Raw genomic sequence first — 22561 nt, 5'->3', positions numbered from 1 at the left:
CGAACCCATAGTAACTTTATTCCGAGAAGATTCCTAGGGTTTAGTACACCTATGAGTACACCATAAACAGAGAGGGACAGCATGAGCGCAAATCCGCTGCTTTCCATCGAAGGTCTGACCGCCTCCGTGGACGAGAAGACCATCCTCCACAACGTCAACCTCAACGTCGCCGCCGGCGAGACCCATGTGCTGATGGGGCCCAACGGCGCCGGCAAGTCCACCCTCGGCCACCTGGTCATGGGCGACCCCGTCTACACCGTGCAGAACGGGCGCATCGTCTTTGACGGCCAGGACATCACCGAGCTCACCACCGACAAGCGTTCGCGCGCCGGCCTGTTCCTGAGCTTCCAGGCTCCGGTCGAGATCCCGGGCGTGCCGCTGTCGAGCTTTTTGCGCGCCAGCATCGCTGGCCGCCCCGGCCTGGAGATGAAGGGCAAGGAATTCCGCCGTCGCGTCAAGGAGCTCGCGGCCGAGCTCAACATGGATACCGCTTACCTCAACCGCGAGCTGGGCGTAGGCTTCTCGGGCGGCGAGAAAAAGAAGGTCGAGATGCTCCAGCTTCTGCTGCTGCAGCCCAAACTCGCCATCCTGGACGAGACCGACTCCGGCCTGGACGTCGACGCCCTGTCCACCGTCAGCCACGGCATGGACGCCTACCGCAAGAGCTGCAACGGTTCCATGCTTATCATCACGCACAACACGCGCATCCTGGAGCACCTGGATGTCGACCGCGTCCACGTTATGGTCAAGGGCCACATCGTGCGCGAGGACGACGCCTCGCTGATCCCTTGGATCGACAAGAACGGCTTTGAGGCCTTCGAGCGCGAGGCCGCCGAGCAGCGCGCCCAGGCCGAGGCCGTCGCTGCCGAGCAGCAGGCGTAAAGGGGCGACGCAATGACCAAGAACCGCACCGAGGTCGCGGACATCGACCGCAGCCTCTACGACTTCACCTATGGCGAGGAGGGATTCGAGCGCCTCGACGCCGGCATCACGCCCAACATCGTGCGCGAGATCAGCGCCAAGAAGGACGAGCCGCAGTGGATGCTCGACCTGCGCCTCAAGTCCCTCGAGATTTTCAACCGATTTCCCGACCCGACATGGGGCCCCTCCATCGAGGGCCTGGACATGGACAACATCGTCACCTACGTCAAACCCAACACCGACCAAAAGCACGACTGGGAGTCGGTGCCCGACGACATCAAGAACACCTTTGAGCGCCTGGGCATCCCCGAGGCCGAGCGCAGCTACCTGGCGGGCGTCGGCGCGCAGTACGACTCCGAGCTCGTCTACCACAACATGCAGGACACCGCGTCCAAGATGGGCATCGTCTACTCCGGCATCGAGGAGGCTCTGCACGACCCGCAGTGGGAACCGCTCATCCACGAGAAGTTTATGACGCTCATCCCGCCCACCGACCACAAGTTTGCGGCCCTGCACGGCGCCGTGTGGTCGGGCGGCTCGTTTGTCTACGTGCCCCAGGGCACCAAGCTCGATTTTCCGCTGCAGAGCTACTTCCGCCTCAACGCCAAGGGCGCCGGCCAGTTTGAGCACACGCTCATCATCGTCGAGGACGACGCCGACCTGCACTTTATCGAGGGCTGCTCGGCGCCCAAGTACAACGTGGCCAACCTCCACGCCGGCGCTGTCGAGCTCTTTGTGGGCAAGCGCGCGCACCTGCGCTACTCGACCATCGAGAACTGGTCCAAGAACATGTATAACCTCAACACCAAGCGTGCGCGCGTGGACGAGGACGGCGACATCGAGTGGATCAGCGGCTCCTTCGGCAGCCATGTGGGCTACCTCTACCCCATGAGCGTGCTCAACGGCCGCCGCGCCCGCTCGAGCTTTACCGGCATCACCTTTGCCGGCGCCGGCCAGAACCTCGATACCGGCTGCAAAGTCGTACTCAACGCGCCCGAGACCTCGGCGACCGTCGAGACCAAGGGCATCTCCAAGAGCGGTGGCATCCAGACCTTCCGCAGCTCCATCGTGGCCACGCCCAAGGCCGAGGGCTCCAAGGCAACCGTGAGCTGTCAGTCGCTCATGCTCGACGACCAGAGCCGCTCCGATACCATCCCCGCCATGGACATCCGCGCCAAGAATGTCGACATCGGCCACGAGGCCACCATCGGCCGCATCGGCGACGACAAGGTGTTCTATCTGATGAGCCGCGGCATCTCGGAGGAAGAGGCCCGCACCATGATCGTCAACGGCTTTGCCAACCCGGTCTCCAAGGAGCTGCCGCTTGAGTACGCCGTCGAGATGAACAACCTGATCAAGCTCGAGATGGAAGGAGCGATCGGATAATGAAACAGACCATCAACACGCCGAACGCATTTACGTCATCCGAGCTTCTGCAGTGCGACGTATCGGGAGCGACGAGCCCGACGACGCGTACTAAAGGTACGCGAGGAGGGTCGGAGCCCCGAGACGGCGTGCTGCAGGAGATCGGGGGCGTCAACGCGATGCCGGCTGCCACTTGGGGCTGGCTCAAGATGAACCAGACTAAGCTCGAGCTTTCGGACGAACTTGCTGCCGCTCCTGCCGAGGCCGTTGAGGTCGAGGGGCTGGACGAGCAGATCCATGGTGCGGCCGACGCCTTCGACGCCGCCATGGACGCCATGGCCGAGCGCTTCCCCGAGCGCCGCGCCTCTGCCCCCGGCGACGCCGCCGACCGCGCCCGCATCACACCCGAGACCGAGCTCGACGTGCCCGCCACTTCCGTCTACCAGGCCGGCGCCATCAAACTCGAGGAGGAGCTCTCCCCTGCCGAGGCCTTCGAGACCGGCATGGGCGAGGCCGCCTATACCTATCTGGCCGACCACGCCACCAAGCGCATCGTCATCGACGTGCCCGCCTACGGCCGTGCCACGGTCACCGTGCGCGTGAGCGGCGTCGATGCCGCGGCTGCGATTGCCGCCATCGATGTCGTTGTCCGTCCGCAGGCAACGCTCGACCTGCAGATCGCCCTGGACTCCCCCGTTGCCGGCGAAGGCGTCGTGGGCTCCGTGCTGCGGGTGTGTGCTCACGAGTACGCCACCGTCAACGTTGCCTGTACGCAGACGCTCGACGACAGCTGGATCGCGCTCGACGACACCGGCCTGTTCCTGGACGAGGGCGCGCGCGTCAACGTGCAGCACACCGTACTGGGTGCCGGTGCCAGCGCCACCGGCCTTGCCGGCGACCTGCTGGGCGACACCGCCAAGGTGACGATCGATACCGATTACCTGGGCGCCCGCCAGCAGGTGCGCGACTTTAACTACGAGCTTCGTCACCGCGGCCGCAAGACCGAGTGCGAAATCGATGCCAACGGCGTGCTGACCGGCACGTCCAAGAAGGTCTACCGCGGCACCATCGATCTCGTGCACGGCTGCAAGGGTGCTGTCGGCACCGAGCGCGAGACGGTGCTCTTGGCCAACAAGGGCGTCGACAACAAGACCGTTCCCGTCATTCTCTGCGACGAGGACGACGTCGCCGGCAACCATGGCGCCACCATCGGCCACGTCCGCGACGAGCAGCTGTTCTACCTCGCCTGCCGCGGCCTTGACCAAAATGCCGCCGAGGACCTGTTCATCCGTGCCAAGCTGGAGGACGCCGCACTTTCCGCCGCCGACGAGCGCATCCGCGCCGCCGTCGTCCGCCTGGGCAATAACCTGATCGATAACTTTGAGGAGGAGCTCGCATGATCGACACCGAGCACGTTAAATGCGATACCTGTACTGCCCCCGAGCCCATGGAGTTCGACGCCAGCGATGAGGCCTCGCGCGGCTGGCCTACCGTCGACATCGAGACTAACCCCTACAAGGCGCAGTTCCCGCTGTTCCAACAACACCCCGAGATCGCCTTCCTCGATAGCGCCGCCACCGCGCAGCGCCCCGCCTGCGTGCTCGACGCCGAGCGTGACTTCTACCAGCGCATGAACGCCAATCCCCTGCGCGGCCTGTACTCGCTGTCCGTCGAGGCCACCGAGGCCATCGCGAAGGTGCGCCAGCAGATCGCCGACCTCATCGGCGCCTCCCAGGCTAATGAGATCGTCTTCACCCGCAACACGAGCGAGTCGCTCAACCTGGTCGCCAAGAGCTTTGCGCCCACGGTGCTCGAGCCCGGTGACGAGGTCGTCATCACCATCATGGAGCACCACTCCAACCTGATTCCGTGGCAGCAGGTCTGCCGCGAGACCGGCGCCAAGCTCGTCTACCTCTACCCCACCAAGACCGGTCAGCTCACGACCGAGGAAGTGCTTGCCAAGGTTGGCCCCAAGACCAAGATTCTGGCCGTGGGTCAGATCTCTAACGTGCTGGGCGTCGAGAACCCGGTCAAGAATCTCGGCAAGCTCGTGCACAAGTACGGCGGCTATCTGGTCGTCGACGGCGCGCAGTCGCTGCCGCACATGCCGGTCGATGTGGCCGATCTGGGAGCCGACTTCTTTGCCTTTAGCGCGCACAAGGCCATGGGCCCCATGGGCATCGGCGTGCTGTGGGGCAAGATGGATCTGCTCAACGCCACGCCGCCCATGCTTACCGGTGGCGAGATGATCGATTCGGTCACCGAGCAGGACGCCGTCTGGGCGCCCGTCCCCGAGAAGTTCGAGGCCGGCACGCAGGACGCCGCCGGCATCTTCGCCACGGGCGCGGCGCTTGATTACCTGGTCAATACGGTGGGCTACGAAAACATCCAGGCCCGCGAGCAGGCGCTTGTCCACTACCTGATGGGCGAGCTCATGCAGCTCGACTTTGTCCAGATCATCGGCTCCATCTATTGGGACAACCACCACGGGGTCGTGAGCTTTAACGTCAAGGGCATCCACCCTCACGACGTCGCGAGCATCATGGACATGGACGGCGTCTGCATCCGTGCCGGCCACCACTGCGCGCAGCCGCTGCTCACCTGGCTGGGCGTCGAGAACCTTGCCTGCTGCCGCGCCAGCGTGGCCTTCTACAACGACAAGGCCGATATCGATAAGTTCATCGCCGGCCTGTATCACGTTTGGAGCACGTTCAATGGGTAATCTGTACACCTCCACCACGTTTATGGAGCACAACTCGCACCCCGATTACAAGTACGAGATGGATGCCCCCACGCACGAGCACGACGGCATCAACCCCAGCTGCGGCGATGAGCTCACCCTGCAGCTGCGTGTCGAGAACGATGTAATCGAGGAGGCCTCGTTTACCGGGCACGGCTGTGCCATCAGCCAGGCCAGCGCCGACATCATGGCCGATCTCATCACGGGCGAAACGGTCGAGGAGGCTCGTCGTCTGGCAGGGCTTTTCCTCACCATGATCCGTGGCGAGGAGCTCTCCGAGGAAGACTTGGAAGACCTAGACGAGGCTGCTCAGCTCCAGGACATCTCACACATGCCCGCCCGCGTCAAATGCGCCGAGCTCGCCTGGCGCACCCTCGACGGCATGCTCGAGGGTCAGGCTAACCAGTAACGGATGCCCCGAATCCAAGGTTTTTGATTGCCGAGCCGCCCGATACGGGCGGCTCGGCTTTTTCATAACGAGCGCACGCGCAGCCACGCTTCCGGCGCCCAATCTGTCATTTATCGCACGGCCAACTGCAAGCACAAGCGTTTTTCACAGTACCAAAGGCTTGCCACAGGGCCACGGGGCACGCCGAGCAAAGCGCCAGGCACCGTCCTACTAGGCTCCGGCTCGCCTCCTGCCTGCCGCAGACGGGTCCCATAGGGTGCGGCGTGCATTTTTGCGAGTTTTCAGCACGCAAAGCTATGTGCATACAAATCACGAGCATAAATTAGCGCCTTCGGGCGCGTATATATTGCGTTTTAGAACAGGCATTACGGTCTACGGGGACGCAAACGCGTGCTTCGGGGCGTATTGGCAGACAAATAATTGTCTCGGGGCCCGCAAGTTGCAAGGTTATAGTAGTTCCGACAGCACTACGATGCTGAAAACTCCGCTTTTTGCACGGCGTGGACGGGGGTAGGCACGGGCAAAACCGGACTGAGCTATTGTTTTATGCAAGACGGCAATCATTCTATGCATATTTAGAAGTGTAGCTAACGTCCAAGCATTTAGAATGATGGTCCCAGTGGGCAGACAGCCCTATCCCAGGCTGTCATCAGTCCGCACCGCCGTTCGAGCACGGGCGCGCACAATACGAGAAGCGGTACTTTTGCTTATCCCCGTATACCGCTCAATCTGGCGCACCGTAAAACCAGCATCGTGCAAGCCAAGAATAACGATATTGCGCTGCGCCGGCGGCGCCGCTTTAACCCCCTGGAGCGCAACCCCGCATCCCTTCGCCAACTCGTCGGCAAAGGCGCGCCGCTCCAACTCCATCTCTACCAAACCGCGCATCGCCGGATCGCCGCCGTCGGGCGTCGAAAGCGAATAGGCAATAAAGGCTTTGGCAGAACCAAAAAGCTCAAGCACGCAAGAAGGATCGGAAAATCCCCTCGTAGCATCTGCCTCGTCACCGTCGTAAACGCGCAGATGCTCCGCAAAGCTGCTCCAGGGATACCGCTCAATTAGGTTGATGCCCGCATCCTGCGGATCGGCGTGAACGGAGCGAACAGCCTCCATCACCTGCCGGTCGGTATCGATCGAGCGGCGCTCAAAACGCTCCCGGAACAGGCAGCCCGAACGCCCGGTACGCTTATTGAACCGACGAGCATACGTCAACAGCAGGCGTTGCATGGCTGCACTCATGTTGTCCTCATAATCCAAAAGTACCAGATCAACATGGTCGCCCATGAGGCACCACGCCACAATCGTTACCTGGGCATCGCGGCAGCAGTCGCGCATCAGCTCCAAAAACTCCCACCGGTCCTCGTCGCTCTCAAAGATCAGCTGACTGCCCATACCGCGGGCACAGACATGGTAAAAACCGGTGATCGTTTTCCAAACACGCTGCATGGCGCTCCCTTCGCCGGGACCTGCTTACCATCCAATACATCACGATTGAAACGTGCCATCAAAACATTCACGCAAAATGGCACCCGCCGACGGTAAAAGGCGGCAAACCGACGGCGAATGGCATCATAACCACAGGCTAGACACCGCAACATAGGCAAGAACTAACTAAATACTTGACCAGAACTGACCCCCTAAAACGTATCGCATAACCGCAAACAACCTTGTTAAATCGTTTCAATTGAAAGTTCCGCGCTTCTCGTTACGAAAACTGCGCCGTTCGCCGAATATTCCGTGCATTTCGCGGTATTATAGGGGCTGCATGTCATGTCCCTTTCGAAGGGTCGCCCGGCAATCACCAGCCACGACCTCCAGACGGGACGCCAACACGATAGAGAGGAGAGGCATGCAGTACTCACAGGAAGTGGAGAACATGTGCCCCGTTGCCAAGGGTGCATACCACGGCCCCGCACCCATCCCCGAGGAGGGCAAGTGGGTCCAGGCTAAGGAGATTTCCGACATCTCCGGTCTTACGCACGGTGTGGGTTGGTGCGCACCTCAGCAGGGCGCCTGCAAGCTCACGCTGAACGTCAAGGACGGCATCATCGAGGAGGCCCTCGTTGAGACCATCGGCTGCTCGGGCATGACCCACTCTGCTGCCATGGCTTCCGAGATCCTTCCCGGCAAGACCATCCTCGAGGCCCTCAACACCGACCTCGTCTGCGACGCCATCAACGTTGCTATGCGCGAGATCTTCCTGCAGATCGTTTACGGCCGCAGCCAGACCGCGTTCTCCGAGGGCGGCCTGCCCGTGGGCGCCTCCCTCGACGACCTCGGCAAGGGCCTTCGCTCTCAGGTCGGCACCATGTTCGGCACCAAGGCCAAGGGCGCTCGTTACCTCGAGCTCGCTCAGGGCTACGTCACCCGCATGGCTCTCAACGACAAGAACGAGATCATCGCGTTCGAGTTCCTGAACCTCGGCAAGTTCACCGACGCCGTCAAGGCCGGCAAGACCCCCGAGGAGGCCATCGCTGGCGCCATGGGCCACTATGGTCAGTGGGAGAACGCCGCCAAGTACATCGACCCGCGCACCGACGAGGAGACTCACTCCGTCGCCAGCGTGTTCCCGGTTCACGAGTAGAAAGGGAGGGAAATAACTATGACTGTTACGTTCGAAGGTTACGAGCGCCGCGCTGACAAGATCAACAAGTGCCTCGCCGACAACGGCATCGCCTCCCTCGAGGAAGCTCTGCAGATCTGCACCGACAAGGGCTTCAACCCGCGTGAGATCGTCAACAACACCCAGTCCATCGCCTTCCAGAACGCCGAGTGGGCCTACACCCTCGGCTGCGCTCTCGCTGTCAAGCGTGGCGCCAAGAACGCTTCTGAGGCTGCCGCCATCATCGGCGAGGGCATCCAGGCCTTCACCGTTCCCGGCTCCGTCGCCGAGGACCGCAAGGTCGGTCTGGGCCACGGCAACCTGGGCGCTATGCTGCTCTCCGACGACACCGAGTGCTTCGCCTTCCTGGCCGGCCACGAGTCCTTCGCTGCCGCTGAGGGCGCTATCGGCCTGGCTCTGAACGCCAACAAGGCTCGTAAGAAGCCGCTGCGCGTTATCCTCAACGGTCTGGGCAAGGACGCCGCCCAGATCATCGCCCGCATCAACGGCTTCACCTACGTGAAGACCCAGTTCGACTACTACACGGGCGAGCTCAAGGTCGTCGAGACCATCCCCTACTCCGATGGTCCCCGTGCTGCCGTTAACTGCTACGGCTCCGACGACGTCCGTGAGGGCGTTGCCATCATGTGGCACGAGAACGTCGACATCTCGATCACCGGTAACTCCACCAACCCCACGCGCTTCCAGCACCCCGTCGCTGGCACCTACAAGAAGGAGCGCATCGAGGCTGGCAAGAAGTACTTCTCCGTCGCCTCTGGTGGCGGCACTGGCCGTACCCTGCACCCGGACAACATGGGCGCCGGCCCTGCCTCTTACGGCATGACCGACACCATGGGCCGTATGCACTCCGACGCCCAGTTCGCCGGTTCTTCCTCCGTGCCTGCGCACGTCGACATGATGGGTCTCATCGGCATGGGCAACAACCCCATGGTCGGTGCCACCGTCGCCTGCGCTGTCGCCGTCGAGGAGGCCCTCAAGGCCTAATCGCGCCCGCGCGATGCTCATATAGTTGAGCTTTGGAGCCGCTATCCACCCGGGTAGCGGCTCTTTTTGTTTGCACTGCCGCAGGGTTGTTAATGCCGATATATCAGTTGGGACGAAATACGAGATGTGATGAGATGGAGCGTCAGAGCGTCCATAACGCCCATCTGCCATATTTGCCCTTTACCGATTTACCGAGTCTTTTCGGCCTCATTGCCGATCACCCGTGCGACAATGCGCCGGACGAGAAAGGAATCCGATGGAATCGACTGATGTACTGGTAATTGGATCTGGCATTGCGGGCCTTTGTGCCGCCATAGAAGCGGCACGCGCGGGCGCGACCGTTGCCGTCGCAAGCGCCGGCAAGACCATGAGCGGATCGAGCTTTTTCCCGGGCACCTGGGGCCTTGGCCTTATTGGCCCCATCGACGAAGACGACGAACAGGACCTCATCGACACCATCCAAGCCGTCGGCGGCGGCGTCGCCGACCCTACGCTCGTCCAGACGTTCGTCCACGGTATTCCCCAGGCCATCCAATGGCTCGAACAGGATCTAGGTGTTGAGCTCCAACGCCCGCAAAGCGCCGAGAGCGCCCAGCAAAAGCAATTTATCCCCTGCTTTGACCATAAGACACGCAATTGGCGCGGCCTCACCCGCAAGCCCCTTGAGGACGCGTGTACGGCCCAGATCAAGTCTCTCGGCATTCGCCTGTTCCCCCGCCACGAGCTAATCGATCTTGTTGAGGACACGACCGGAAAGATTATCGGCGCCGTACTCTACGACCGCACAAACAAGCATCTCGTACCTATGGCAGCCAAGGCCACCATCATCGCTGCGGGCGGCACGGGTGGCCTGTTCGAGCGAAGCCTCACTTCCGCCGACGTGCTCAGCTCCTCGCAGGCCATCGCGCTGGCACACGGCGCAACGCTCACTAATATAGAGTTCATGCAGATGATGCCGGGCTTCATCGAGCCCAAGCGCAACCTTGTCTTTAACGAGAAGACCTGGCGCTACGTACATGTAGACCAGCCGGTCGATATCGCCGACGACAAGCTGGACGATCTACTTGAGCAACGCTCCGAATATGGTCCCTTCACCTCGCGCTTGGCCTCCCGCGCCATCGATCTTGCCATCGATCAAGCGGGTGCTGAAGGTCTGGCGCTCCACTACGACTTCCCCCGCGAGGACGTCCCCGAGTTTGTGCAGACCTTTGCCACCTGGCTACAAGACGAGCACGGCATCGCGCCGACCGACGAGATGCGTGTGGCGATGTATGCCCACGCCGCCAATGGCGGCATCAAAATCGACAAGACCGCATACACGGGCGTTGAGGGCCTCTATGCCTGCGGCGAGGCGACAGGCGGCATGCACGGGGCCGATCGCATTGGTGGCCTGTCAAGCGCCAACGGCATCGTGTTTGGGCGCATCGCGGGCGCCTCGGCAGCCCAAGCAGCACAGAATGCACCTGAGGTGGCCCCAAAGGCGGATGTCGCCCTCCCCCAGCATGGCATTGCCACAACAGACGCCGAGCGCCTGACCCGCGGCCTTAAGCACACGATGAGTACCTATTGCATGATCAACCGCACCGAAGCAGGCCTCTCCAAGGCGCTGCGAGAGCTTGAAAGCCTGCAAGACGAGGCCACCATGCTGAGCAAGCCATATGTCAATGACAGCGAAATCGCGGCTTACGCCCGCCTGCACTCGCAGATTCAGCTGGCAGTTGAGATGGCCAAAGCCATGCGCAAGCGAACCGAAAGCCTCGGATCGCACTATCGAGCGGACTAAACTGGACACCCGTCTAAAGCAGAACACAACTAATCGATATCTATGGGCCCCGTGAGCTCGAGGTGGCACGGGGTCCATTCGTGTCCGCACGGCAGCGTATCCTTATTCTGAATACAGAGCAGGCAAAGCCCGCACAGACAATAGACCAGCGGGGAGGAGATATGGACAGTCGTGATATCGAGAAGTGGCGTGTCAAACTTGATAGCTCCGCCAATGTGGAAGACGGCGTTGAGTATTGGCTCGCACGCGATTTAATGGAACCCATGGGATACACTCGATGGGAGAACTTCGCCGAAGTTGTTTAGAGGGCAAAAGTCTCGTGCGAAACAAACAAAACTCCAGTTGATTCCCATTTTCGTGATACCACGAAAATGGTAACAGCCGGTGTCGCCGCTCGCGCGGTTAAAGACTACAAACTTACTCGCTATGCATGCTATTTAATCGCACAGAACGGAGATTCAAACAAGCCAGAGATCGCGCTCGCCCAGGCATACTTTGCCGTGCAGACGCGCCGCCAAGAGCTCATAGAACAGCGCTTCGCAGAGATTCAGCGCTTGCAGGCGCGCCACTCGCTATCCGATTCAGAGAAACAGCTCTCGAGTATTGCGTTCAAACGCGGCGTGGACTCCAAAGGATTCGCGATCATCAAGTCGAAGGGCGATGAAGCGTTATTCGGCGGCAGAAGCACGGCGGAAATGAAGCAGCAGCTCGGCGTACCCAAGAGCGCGGCATTGGCGGACAGATTAGCCGATGTCCTCATCAAAGCAAAGGACCTTACGAACTCGATGACGCCCTTCAACGCCGAGGAACACGACCTGTACGGTCTGGACCAGATCAAGCAAGAGCACGTCGAGAACAACACAAGCGTACGTGGCAGCCTCATCGACCGTGGAATTGTCCCCGAGAATCTACCGCCTGCCGAGGATACAAAGAAGCTCGAACGTCGCGTGAAAGCAGACGAGAAAAAACTCAAGGAGGCACAGACGGATTCACCGACCCCCAGGGCAGGCTCGACTTGTAAAGCGTCTGTGCCCTTTCGGGTTCGATCCCATGCGAGGTCAACAAAAAAGACGGCCAACTTTCGCTGACCGTCTTAACATGCTTTGGTGGGCCGTCAGGGGGTCAGCCTGCTGCGCAGGCGGCCGCTGCGGCGCTTCGCGCCTTGCGCGCTGCGCTGGCAAACGCTTACGCGTTTCCTCAGCTCCGCGCCCTTTCGGGTTCGACCCCATGCGAGGTCAACAAAAAAGACGGCCAACTTTCGCTGACCGTCTTAACATGCTTTGGTGGGCCGTCAGGGGGTCGAACCCTGGACCTTGGGATTAAGAGTCCCCTGCTCTACCAACTGAGCTAACGACCCAAAGCTAAAGTCCGTAGTAGCGGACTTTAGAGGAGATATCGTGTGGTGGGCCGTCAGGGGGTCGAACCCTGGACCTTGGGATTAAGAGTCCCCTGCTCTACCAACTGAGCTAACGACCCGATATCAACACGAAGCAAGAACTGGGGTGGGTAAAGGGACTCGAACCCTCGACCTACGGGACCACAACCCGTCGCTCTAGCCAACTGAGCTACACCCACCGTGTCCTGTGCGCTTCGCGCTCGACTATTATTGCAAGGAACGCCACGCGACGCAAGCCCCAATTTTCAAGAATTTTGAAAAGAGTTTTTCGGATCCATTTCGAACAAATCCCACCGGTTCCATAGGAGTAAACTTGCCCCACCCCGATGTTCGAAAGGACAAGCATGAAAGAACTCTCCAATCGCACGGCAACGTTTACCGATTCGGTCATCCGCCGCATGACGCGCATCTCCGATATGTACGGCGCCGTCAACCTCTCGCAGGGCTTCCCCGACTTTGATCCCCCAGCGCAGCTGTTCAAGAGCCTGAACACCATCGCCACCGATCCCAAACCGCTCTACCACCAGTACTCCATCACCTGGGGCTCCCAGGCCATGCGCGAGGCGCTTGCCGCCAAACAGGAGCACTTTATGGGCATGCCGATCGACCCCAACCAGAACATCGTGGTCACTTGCGGCTCCACCGAGGCCATGATGGCTGCCATGATGACGGCCACCAACCCCGGCGACAAGGTCGTCATCTTCTCGCCGTTCTACGAGAACTACGGCGCCGACACAATCCTTTCGGGTGCCGAGCCCATCTACGTGCCGCTCAACCCGCCCACATTCGACTTTGACCGCGAGACACTCGAGGCGGCCTTCCGCGACAACGACCCCAAGGCTATCGTCCTGTGCAACCCTTCCAATCCCTGCGGCAAGGTCTTTACGCGCGATGAGCTCACCTTTATCGCCGACCTCTGCAAAAAGTACGACGCCTACTGCATCACCGACGAGGTGTACGAGCACATCGTCTACGCGCCCCACGAGCACGTCTATATGGCCACGCTGCCCGGCATGTTCGAGCGCACCATCAGCTGCAGTTCGCTATCCAAGACGTACTCCATCACCGGCTGGCGTCTGGGTTACACCATCGCCCCGGCCCAGATTAGCGAGCGCATCAAGAAGGTCCACGACTTCCTCACCGTGGGTGCCGCCGCTCCCCTGCAGGAAGCCGTCGTCACCGCCCTCAACTTCGACGACAGCTATTACCAGGAGGTCCTCGATCTCTACACAGCCAAGCGCGATCTTTTCTGTCAGGGGCTCGATAGCATCGGTCTTGAGCATAACGTGCCGCAGGGCGCCTACTACGTCATGATGGACATCTCTGAGTTTGGCTATGACAGCGACCTCGACTTCTGCGAGGACCTCGCGTCTAAGGTGGGCGTGGGCGCCGTGCCCGGATCGAGCTTCTTCCGGGAGCCCGTCAACCATCTGATTCGCCTCCACTTTGCCAAGCGAGACGAGACGCTTAACGCGGCACTGGAGAACCTCAAGTCGCTACGCGATAAAATCAAGCCGCGCGGGTAAGGACGGCCCGGCAACTAAAGCACCCAAAGAAGCCCCGCACCGCACGCGCGTTGCGGGGCTTCTTTTTATAGCGCTTTCTTAATTTGTTTAAAGCGCTATACTTTAGTCACGGAGCAACTCGTCCCAGGGGGAGGAATACTATGGCAGAGCAGCAGCTTATCGGAGCGCTCGAGGCCGGCGGCACCAAGATGGTCTGTGCCACGGGCTATGCAGACGGTACGGTTCTGGAGCGTGAGCAGATCGCAACCACGACCCCGCAGGAGACCGTTGAGGCCGTCAACGCATGGTTTGCAAACAAGGGCATCGCCGCGCTGGGCATCGGCGCCTTTGGCCCCACCGCAGTCAACCCTGCCTCGCCCCAATACGGCAAGATCTTGGAGACGCCCAAGACGGCATGGCGCTACTTTGACCTGCTGGGCACCATCCAAAACGAGCTCAATATTCCCTGTGGCTACGACACCGACGTCAACGTCGCCTGCCTGGGCGAGGTCACCTTTGGTTGCGCCCAGGGCCTCACCGACGTGGTGTATCTGACCATCGGCACCGGTGTGGGCGCCGGCGTGCTCTCGGGCGGCCAGCTCGTTCATGGCATGATGCATCCCGAGGCAGGGCACATCCTGGTCACACGCGATCCGCGCGACACCATCGGCGAGCACAGCGGCTGTCCTTTCCACGACAACTGCCTCGAGGGCCTCATCGCAGGCCCCGGCATTAAAAAGCGCTGGGATGGCAAAAGCGCCGGAGACATGGCCGATGACCCGGAGGCCATGGACCTGCTCGCAGGCTACCTGGCACAGGCGCTCATGACCTACACGCTGTGCTATGCGCCGCAAAAGATCATCATCAGCGGCGGCGTGGCCGACCACACCCCCATCGTGCCTCTCGCCCGCAAAAAGTGCGCCGAGATGCTCAACGGCTATATCGTCACGCCCGAGGTCAACGACATCGATACCTACATTGTCAACAACAGCCTCGAGGGTAAGCAGGGCATCATGGGCTGTCTGGCCCTTGGCGCACAGGCGCTCCAGTAAAGGGTGCACCAACGACACACGGTATTGCCGGGCTCGTATAACGCGCAGACAACGCTATCGCGCCCTGCAGGGCCCCCAAACGCACAAGGCCGTCTAGGACCAAGCAAAACATCCTAGGCGGCCTTTTTGGTGCATACAAGCGATCGGAGGAGATATCGGAGCACGACGCCGGTAGCCGCTCCGCAGCAGTCAATCATCACGTCGGTGATCATGCCGGCGCGCCCCGGCACAAATAACTGAATCGTCTCGTCGATTGAGGGGACCAGCAACAGAAAAACCACCGTGGGAAGCAGTCTGTCAAAAGTGCGTCGACCCTCGATATCAAAGGCATGTGTCACCAAAACACCGAGCACCATATACTCGGTAAAGTGTGCGCACTTGCGGACGACAAAGTTGGTTACCCATTCATACGGCAGGCTCAAGCTATGCAAAAACCCGCGGACGTCCTCCATGATCGCCAAGCTCAGTGAGCCGGACCCCGTGCCGGGAACCAGTGAATTGCCCCAGATCAGCAACACCATGGCGCAGGCCGCAACCGCCCACTTACGATCGATCTTAATCATGCAGAACTAGGCCTCGGCACGAAGCGGCGTAAAACTGGCGGTACCGCCCTCGATAACACTCAAATAGGCACGGCCCGTACGCTTGGCGGTAGAGGACTGCAGGCGCTCGATCTCTTCCTCGAGGATCTGATTGACGCGCTCGTGGCGACGGTTTTCCATAACGCCGGCGGCGATAGCCTCGGCGCGCTCGATACTCTCGCGCGAGATACGCGCGGTATCCTCGGGAAACACGGAGCTGTGGCGGCCGACATAGACGGGAGCAACCGAGACAGGTGAGGCTGCAGGCGTGGGCATCGGCGCGGGGGCGGGCTCGGCGACCTCGGCCATGATCGCCATAGCGGCGGCCCACATGTTCTCGTGGCCCGAATAATCGGCCATGGGGATATCTTCCTCGAGGGAGGCATCGGGGAGACTGTCGGTATCCACGCGATTCTGGGCATCGATAGAGGCAGTGATGGCGGCGGGCTCGTCCAAATCGGCGAGATCCACACCCTTGCCATCGGAAATGATGGGCATGCTGGCGAGCTTGGCGTTGTACGGCACCGCCTCCGCGGCCTGCATTTGGGCCGAAGCGCCCCAAAGCGAGCTTTCGGCAGCACGACGAGCGGCGATGGTCTCCTCGTCGACAACCAGGGGCTCATCGGCAAAGGGGTCGGCGACAGGAGCCGGCTGAGCCGCGCCCTGCTGGCCGGTCGAAGCGGCCGCCGCGGCAGAGTCGTACGCAGCCGAAGAAGCACCGTTATAGGCGGCATTGTTGGCAGCGTTGGCCACAAGCGCCACGAAAGCTGCAGTGCTGCCCGCAGGGGCGGCATGAGAGCCCGAGACGGCACGTGCGGCAGCAGCGATGTCGTCGCGGTTATAGGAGCCAGTCTTTTCACCGTTTGTGAGCTCGTCAATTGCGACCTGGTAGACATCGCGCGAGCGAGCGGGATCGCAGCTAACCGGCGAATCGTCGTCGAGCATGCTATCGATCATAGCCCAGGCATCGGCCTCGTCCATGGCGTTGGCGGCACGGGCGATGGTCGGAACGCCATCATCGGCATGACGGCGCTGAAACGCGCCGGTCAGACCGGAAAGAAGCGAAGAGGATTGACCCTGCTCGTCCAAAGTGACAGGCGCAGCAGCCCGGGGAGCGGCCTCCTCCTGCTGAGCGGGAATCGAGGCGGTCTTGAACTCGTTGTAGGTCCGACTAAACTGAGCGGCGCCGCCCACGGCATCGGGCTCAAACAGGCGGCCATCGTGCTCCGCACGATACTCAGAGATACCCAGCGAGGCGGCATAGATACCCACGCCGGCCACTGCGCCCACGGCAAAGGGAACAGCACCCGCGACAACCGTCTCGTTGATTGACGAAAACGGCAGTGTAGCGGCATACACGACCACGGGTGCGGCAAGGCCGATCCCGCAGGAAAGTCCGGCAAGGACTGCTCGTTGTGTTGCATCAGAAGAAGCCATGAGCTCTCCCCATCTTCCAGCACCCAAATCGCGTCATTCAGTTGGCTGCGCGAGAGAAGATGAAGCGGGGCTATGCCCCAAAGCAACGGTATATGGTTCGTTTCATCTGCGTTTTCCGTCGCGAAGCTTAACTGCTATTATGCGAAACCCCCTTGGGGATTGCAAGCGACGAAGCGGAATTGAAACGGGAAAATCGCTGCTTGCCGGTCGTGAGGTCAATAATCGTTGGCGAGCGGCTATACGAAAAGGGCCAGGATCTAAACCCCGGCCCTTCTGGCATGTCTATGGTTGCTGTCGCGTGCAGCGGACGGACTAGAACGTCTGCTCGTAGTCGCTGTGCTTTTTTGCCGAACGCACCAAAAATTCCTGGTTGGTATTAGTGCCCTTAAGGCCCTTGATAAACGACGCTGCCGCGCGCTCGGTATTGTTCATGCCGGCGAGGATGCGGCGCAGGCCAAAGACAAACGGACGCATTTGCTCGTCGACCAGCAGGTCCTCGTTGCGCGTGCCCGAGGCAACGGGGTCGATGGCCGGGAAGATGCGGCGGTCGGCCAGATCGCGATCGAGCTTGAGCTCCATGTTGCCGGTGCCCTTGAACTCCTCAAAGATGACCTCGTCCATCTTGGAGCCGGTATCGATAAGGGCGGAAGCAAGGATGGTGAGTGAGCCGCCGTTTTCGATATTGCGGGCAGCACCCAGGAAGCGCTTGGGCGGATACAGGGCCGCCGAATCGACGCCGCCCGAAAGGATGCGGCCCGAGGCGGGCGCCGCCAGGTTGTACGCACGGGCAAGACGCGTGATGGAGTCGAGAACCACCACGACGTCGCCGCCCAGCTCCACGATGCGCTTGGCGCGTTCGATGACGAGCTCGGCCACGCGGGTATGGTTGTCGGCGGGCATATCGAAGGTGGAGGCCACGACCTCGCCCTCAATGGAGCGCTGCATATCGGTAACCTCTTCGGGGCGCTCGTCGACGAGCAGGCAGATGAGGTGCACTTCGGGGTTATTGATCGAGATGGATTGGCAGATTTTTTTGAGAATCGTAGTCTTACCGGCCTTGGGCGGTGACACGATCAGGCCACGCTGGCCCTTGCCGATCGGCGACACGATATCGATGGCGCGACCGGTAATGGAATCCTTGCCATGCTCCATGCGCAGCGGCTCATTGGGGTAGACCGGCGTGAGATCGCCGAACTTGGGGCGATTGCGAATCTGCTCAGGATCAAGACCGTTGACGGTCGTGATTTTGGCGAGACCGGCACGCTTGTCGCCGCCGCGCGAGGGACGAAGAGAACCCTCAATCACGTCGCCCGTGCGCAGACGCGCGGAGCGGATGAGGTAGGCGGGCACGAAGGCGTCGTCATTGGACTTCATGTAGCCGTGGGCATGGATGATGCCGGAGCTGTCCGGGCGAATCTGCAGGATGCCCTTAATATCGCGGAAGCCCTCGGCCTTCGCGGCTGTGGTGTAGATCTCTTCGACGAGCTCGGCCTTCTTCTTGCCGGTCGTCTCAATCTCGAACTCCTTGGCCTTCTCGCGCAGCTCGGCGACCTTCATGGCCGCGAGCTCCTCGCGCGAAAGCGTTGGCTCGGTCGGAGCTGCGCTGCGCTCCTTGTTGCGCTGTTTGCGATCGCGCTGACGGCTGCGGCGGTCGTTGTTACGATCATCCTTGCGCTCGCTGCGCTCATCGTTACGCTTGTGCTGACGACGGTTGGGGCGGGAACCCTCTTCGGCCTCAGCGCTCTCGACGACAGGCGTCGTGGGCGCATCGGCGGTCGCCGGGGTCTCGCCGTCCGACTTAGCGTCGGACTCGGGCTGTTGCTCAGCATCCCCCTGCTGTTCGGCAGACTTGGTCTTGGAAGATTTCTTGCGCGTGCGCTTGGGCTTCTCGCCTGCCGACCGATCGGCGCCCTCCGTCTCGGGAGTCGTGTCGACACTCGCCTCGGTAGACTCAGCTACCGCAGATTCGGCGCCGGACTTCGCCTCTGCCTTAGCTGGGCGTTTGGCTGCGGTGTGACGGCTGCGCCCGGGACGAACGTCGGCAGGCTCGGCAGCGGCAGAAACAGCGACCTCAGGAACATCAGCGCCCTCGGCCGAAACCACGACAGCCGCTGTAGGCTCGACGAACGCCGGGGCATCTTGGACAGAAGCCGCGGCAGCGGCCGCCTTCTCCGCCTCGACAAATGCCTTGGGCTTGCGGCCGCGGCGATGCGGGCGCAAAGCAGGATCGACGACAAATGCACCGCCGGCCTCGGCAGGCACGACAGACTCAGCAGAGGAAGCGTCCTCCTCCGCCGCAGAGCGAACCGGGGTCTCGGCGGCATCGGACGAAGCCTGCTCGGCAGCCTGCTGGACCTTGGCCGCCGTGCGACGGCGCGTGCGCGGAGCCGGCTTTTCTGCTGCCTGCTCGGGAGCCGGAGCCGAAGGCGCCTCGGGGGCGGACGGAGCCGCGAGTTCGGTCAGAGCCGCGGCATCGCGCTCTGCGGCACGACGGCGAGCACGAACAACCTGGGCTTCGCTGATCTGCGCAAGCGCGCGGGCCTGCGCAACCTCATCTGAAAGCGGCGCCGACACCTCGGCGGAAACCGGACGCTTGGCACGCGTCGTGCGCGTGGTGCGGCGTTTGGGCTTTGCAGCCTCATCGCCATCCGCAGCGGGCTTGGCCACACGACGCGTGCGCTTGGGCTTCACGGGCGCAGCCTCCTCCCCGGTAACAGGTGCGACGGGAACAGGGTTCTCACTCGAAGCCGAGGCAGCGTTCTGGTGTGTCTCGGGGACCGACGCCTGCGACGGTGCGGGTTTCGCGATCTGGTCCGACGAAACCGGTGCAGCAGGAGTGGTTTGTGCCGTGCTTATTTCATTTTCTTGCTGTTGATCAGACACAGTGTTTGCTCAACTTTCTTTTAAAGCCCTGTGATCACATGCTCCCTGCATAAACCTTCAGGGCGGCTAAACAGTCTAGCTCCGTTCAAAACACAACGGACATCATTGATCTGTATCGAGATGATTGCGTCAAATACGCAGCGTTAGTGTAACACAACCGCCACCACCTGCAACTTAGTCATTGGACGTTCTTATACAACTGGTCAAAAGGGACACTCTCCCTCAAAAGCGCTTCCTCTGTCGCACCAGAGGAGTGAAGCCGTGGCATCCGAAATAGCCGCGCCACGAAACGCGCCTATCTACTACGTTTGACCCGCGACCCCTGACCATCCCCTCGATCTTCCTAAAATCGCAAGCCCGCTACCTGCGGTTTTGATATCGTACTTTTCGGCATGGTTCGGGGTATGCGACTAAACGTAGTAGATAAGCCCGATTCGTGGCGGACGGTTTCGCACCGCTCTCCCACCGGACAAAAATGATCCGTTTTCCTCCGTCCCCAAGGGGTCGTTTTCAAAACGATCGCGGATTACGGTGCAAGAACGGCGTAAGCCAACCATACCCTGCATTTTTAATATTCGGCAAGCCGTCTACCTGCGATTTTATTTTCGCTGCTGTTGCTATGGTCGCCAGGCAGCGATTCAGCCCCGTAAACCGGTATAGTTGCGTTTTTGTAGCATTTTTCAACACGCCAAAAAGCCCCTCCAAACGCAAAAAGCCCGACCTCCGCATGGAGATCGGGCTTATAGGGCTCAGCAAAGCCAAACCTACACGGTCAAACGACCCGTAGATTACATCTGCTCGGGCGCAGAAACGCCAACCAGAGTGAGCACCAGGGCGAGCGTCACGCGGACGGCGTCGCAAGCGGCCAGACGGGCGCGCGAGAGCTCGGGGTCGACGGGACGGCCCTCGCTCGGAAGCACCTGGCAGGCAGCGTAGAAGCTGTGGAAGTCGCCGGCGAGCTCCTCGGCAAAGTGCGTCAGGCGGAACGGGGCACGGTCGCGAGCACAGCTGGCAATGAGGTCGGTGAGCTCGTTGAGCTTACGCGAAAGGGCAAGCTCGGTGGGGTCGGTCAGCAGCGAGTAGTCGACGTTCTCGCCGATGGCCTTGGCGGCGACGGCCTTCATGCCCATCTCGTCAGCCTGCTCGGGCGTAACGTCGGCAGCACGGCGCAGAATGGAGCACACGCGGGCGTGAGCGTACTGCACGTAGTAGACCGGGTTGGAGTTATCGCGCTTCTTAACGGCCTCGATGTCGAAGTCGACCATCTGGTTGGAGCTCTTGGAGATGAGCGTGTAACGGGCGGCGTCGGAGCCGACCTCGTCAACAAGCTCCTGCAGGGTCACCATGGTGCCCTTGCGCTTGGACATACGGACGGGCTTGCCGTTGCGCAGCAGGTTGACGAGCTGGCCCAGCAGAACCTCGAACTTGCCAGGATAGCCAAGAGCGTCGCAGACACAGCGGACGCGGTCGATGTAGCCATGGTGGTCGGCGCCCCAGATGTCGATGACGTGGTCGACGCGCTGGAACTTGTCCCAGTGATAGGCAACGTCGGAGGCGAAGTAGGTGTACTCGCCGTCGGACTTGATCAGGACGCGGTCCTTGTCGTCACCCAGGTCGGTGGAGCGGAACCACAGAGCGCCGTCCTTGGTGTAGAGGTAGCCCATCTTGTCGAGCTTCTCGAAAGCGCGGTCGACGGCGGAGGTGCCGGCGGTCTCGCCCTCGGTGTCCTTCACGTACAGCGAGCGCTCGGAGAACCAACGATCGAAGTCGCAGTTGACGGCATGGCAGAGGTCGCGCATGTTGTCGACCATCTTTACGTAGCCGCGCTCGCGGAAGCTCTCCATGCGCTCCTGCGGATCGGCGTCGACCCACTTGTCACCGTCGGTGCGCCAGAACTCGGCGGCCTCGTCGATGATGTAGTCGCCGCCGTAGGAATCCTTGCCCAGAGTCTCGGCAAAGTTGTCCTGATACGGATGGGTCTCGGGATGCTCGTCGTTCTCGTCGGCAACAAAGGCATCGCGGTCGGCAATCAGCAGCTTGTGAGCCTCGTCGATATCCACGCCCTGCTTGGCGATGATGTCGGCAAGCTGCATATAGCGCGTGCTGATGGAGTTGCCGAAGGTGTTCATCTGAGAGCCGTGGTCGTTGATATAGAACTCACGCTGGATATCGTAACCGGCATGGTCCATAACACGGCAGAGGGAGTCGCCCAGAGCGGCCCAACGGCCATGGCCAATATGCATGGGGCCGACGGGGTTGGCGGAGACAAACTCGACCTGGGTCTTCAGGCCACCGCCGACGTTGGACTTAGCGAAGTCCATACCCTTCTCGCGAGCCTCGCCGAAGATGGCGTTCTTGACGGCGACGGAGAGGTAGAAGTTGATGAAGCCAGGGCCGGCGATCTCGACCTTCTCGATCGCGGGATCCTCGGGCATATGGGCAACGACGGCCTCGGCGATCTTGCGCGGGGCGCAGTGAGCCAGCTTGGCAGACTTCAGGGCCATGGTGGAGGTCCACTCGCCATGAGAAGTGTCAGCCGGTCGCTCGATAGCGCAATCGTCAAGTTCAAATGCGGAAAGGTCGCCGGCCTCCTGGGCCGCAGCAAGCGCAGCGCGTACCAGCTCTTCAATCTTCTCGGGCATAGATCCTCCTTGTGTTAAAGCCCCCGAGCTCTTGGTCACTCGTAGGGCAAAAGCCAGAGTTTGCAGCACTCTATCACAAGCGGTAACTACTGTCGCAGGGTAAAGTCAATCGATAATGCATATGCACAAAATTGACTACAGTTGTCGCAAGGCCATTCAAAGATGCCGGTCTGCCTGCTGATTGTGCACCCGCCGAAAATGCATAAACATCTGCATGGGCAGCTCAGAATATCGAATACT

At 61.0% G+C, this 22561-nt stretch carries 16 protein-coding genes, 3 tRNA genes and 1 pseudogene; 12 read left to right on the top strand and 8 right to left on the bottom strand.

Annotation, left to right across the window (positions count from 1 at the left end; all coding sequences use genetic code 11):
• Positions 1–81 precede the first annotated feature (81 nt).
• The 5 genes from sufC to sufU are packed head-to-tail and all read left to right on the top strand — an operon-like array spanning position 82 to position 5435.
• The gene (gene sufC / locus ACTQZF_RS07035) at positions 82–882 is read left to right on the top strand and encodes a Fe-S cluster assembly ATPase SufC (protein ID WP_427747480.1); all 801 of its coding nucleotides are present in this window, start codon (positions 82–84) and stop codon (positions 880–882) included.
• Between the two features lie 12 nt (positions 883–894).
• Positions 895–2307 carry a Fe-S cluster assembly protein SufB gene (gene sufB / locus ACTQZF_RS07030; protein WP_441554911.1) on the top strand — a complete coding sequence of 471 codons (1413 nt, stop codon included), beginning with the start codon at positions 895–897 and terminating at the stop codon, positions 2305–2307.
• Positions 2307–3686 (top strand): SufB/SufD family protein, encoded by a 1380-nt coding sequence (locus tag ACTQZF_RS07025; protein WP_441554910.1) that lies wholly within the window; start codon positions 2307–2309, stop codon positions 3684–3686. The genes sufB and ACTQZF_RS07025 overlap by 1 nt, the downstream gene beginning before the upstream one ends.
• A complete protein-coding gene (locus ACTQZF_RS07020; RefSeq protein WP_441554909.1) occupies positions 3683–5008 on the top strand; it encodes an aminotransferase class V-fold PLP-dependent enzyme in 1326 nt (441 codons plus the stop codon). Before ACTQZF_RS07025 ends, ACTQZF_RS07020 begins: the two co-directional genes overlap by 4 nt.
• Positions 5001–5435 carry a Fe-S cluster assembly sulfur transfer protein SufU gene (gene sufU / locus ACTQZF_RS07015; protein ID WP_441554908.1) on the top strand — a complete coding sequence of 145 codons (435 nt, stop codon included), beginning with the start codon at positions 5001–5003 and terminating at the stop codon, positions 5433–5435. The genes ACTQZF_RS07020 and sufU overlap by 8 nt, the downstream gene beginning before the upstream one ends.
• A gap of 633 nt (positions 5436–6068) precedes the next feature.
• On the opposite strand, the gene ACTQZF_RS07010 is transcribed toward sufU, so the two are convergent.
• The gene (locus ACTQZF_RS07010; protein ID WP_441554907.1) at positions 6069–6881 is read right to left on the bottom strand and encodes a transposase; all 813 of its coding nucleotides are present in this window, start codon (positions 6879–6881) and stop codon (positions 6069–6071) included.
• Between the two features lie 403 nt (positions 6882–7284).
• On the opposite strand from ACTQZF_RS07010, the gene ACTQZF_RS07005 reads away from it, so the two are divergent.
• The 5 genes and pseudogenes from ACTQZF_RS07005 to dinD all read left to right on the top strand — a co-directional run.
• Positions 7285–8019, top strand: a complete 735-nt coding sequence (locus tag ACTQZF_RS07005) for an iron-sulfur cluster assembly scaffold protein (protein WP_006235554.1) — start codon at positions 7285–7287, stop codon at positions 8017–8019.
• An 18-nt stretch (positions 8020–8037) separates the two neighbouring features.
• Positions 8038–9042: a GGGtGRT protein gene (locus tag ACTQZF_RS07000; protein WP_154518278.1), complete on the top strand. Its 1005-nt coding sequence runs from the start codon at positions 8038–8040 to the stop codon at positions 9040–9042.
• Positions 9043–9298: 256 nt separating this feature from the next.
• Positions 9299–10825, top strand: coding sequence for an FAD-dependent oxidoreductase (locus ACTQZF_RS06995; protein ID WP_441554906.1), 1527 nt, complete (start codon positions 9299–9301; stop codon positions 10823–10825).
• A 161-nt stretch (positions 10826–10986) separates the two neighbouring features.
• On the top strand, positions 10987–11130 hold the full coding sequence (locus tag ACTQZF_RS06990; RefSeq protein WP_441554905.1) for a hypothetical protein: 144 nt from the start codon (positions 10987–10989) through the stop codon (positions 11128–11130).
• A 60-nt stretch (positions 11131–11190) separates the two neighbouring features.
• Positions 11191–11913 (top strand): annotated as a pseudogene (gene dinD, locus ACTQZF_RS06985) (DNA damage-inducible protein D); the annotation flags it as partial.
• A 193-nt stretch (positions 11914–12106) separates the two neighbouring features.
• On the opposite strand, the gene ACTQZF_RS06980 reads toward dinD, so the two are convergent.
• The 3 genes from ACTQZF_RS06980 to ACTQZF_RS06970 all read right to left on the bottom strand — a co-directional run bounded on the left by ACTQZF_RS06980 (position 12107) and on the right by ACTQZF_RS06970 (position 12400).
• Positions 12107–12182: transfer RNA gene (locus ACTQZF_RS06980), tRNA-Lys, on the bottom strand.
• Between the two features lie 43 nt (positions 12183–12225).
• Positions 12226–12301, bottom strand: a tRNA-Lys gene (locus tag ACTQZF_RS06975).
• 22 nt (positions 12302–12323) lie between these two features.
• A tRNA-His gene (locus ACTQZF_RS06970) sits at positions 12324–12400 on the bottom strand.
• Between the two features lie 165 nt (positions 12401–12565).
• On the opposite strand from ACTQZF_RS06970, the gene ACTQZF_RS06965 reads away from it, so the two are divergent.
• Both ACTQZF_RS06965 and ACTQZF_RS06960 read left to right on the top strand, forming a co-directional pair.
• Positions 12566–13747, top strand: coding sequence for a pyridoxal phosphate-dependent aminotransferase (locus ACTQZF_RS06965; RefSeq protein WP_441554904.1), 1182 nt, complete (start codon positions 12566–12568; stop codon positions 13745–13747).
• A 140-nt stretch (positions 13748–13887) separates the two neighbouring features.
• Entirely contained in the window at positions 13888–14778 is an 891-nt protein-coding gene (locus tag ACTQZF_RS06960; protein WP_441554903.1) for an ROK family protein, read from the top strand.
• Positions 14779–14891: 113 nt separating this feature from the next.
• On the opposite strand, the gene ACTQZF_RS06955 is transcribed toward ACTQZF_RS06960, so the two are convergent.
• The 4 genes from ACTQZF_RS06955 to argS form a co-directional block, all read right to left on the bottom strand.
• Positions 14892–15341: a VanZ family protein gene (locus ACTQZF_RS06955; protein ID WP_427794116.1), complete on the bottom strand. Its 450-nt coding sequence runs from the start codon at positions 15339–15341 to the stop codon at positions 14892–14894.
• Positions 15342–15347: 6 nt separating this feature from the next.
• Positions 15348–16796 carry a hypothetical protein gene (locus tag ACTQZF_RS06950; protein WP_441554902.1) on the bottom strand — a complete coding sequence of 483 codons (1449 nt, stop codon included), beginning with the start codon at positions 16794–16796 and terminating at the stop codon, positions 15348–15350.
• A gap of 312 nt (positions 16797–17108) precedes the next feature.
• Positions 17109–19679, bottom strand: a complete 2571-nt coding sequence (gene rho / locus ACTQZF_RS06945) for a transcription termination factor Rho (protein ID WP_441554901.1) — start codon at positions 19677–19679, stop codon at positions 17109–17111.
• A gap of 788 nt (positions 19680–20467) precedes the next feature.
• A complete protein-coding gene (argS, locus tag ACTQZF_RS06940) occupies positions 20468–22321 on the bottom strand; it encodes an arginine--tRNA ligase (RefSeq protein WP_427796045.1) in 1854 nt (617 codons plus the stop codon).
• Positions 22322–22561 lie beyond the last annotated feature (240 nt).

This window comes from Collinsella sp. LCP19S3_H3 (assembly GCF_052119145.1).
Taxonomy (GTDB): domain Bacteria; phylum Actinomycetota; class Coriobacteriia; order Coriobacteriales; family Coriobacteriaceae; genus Collinsella.
Note: the sequence above shows the minus strand (reverse complement) of the source record. Positions and strands in the feature narration are given on the sequence as shown.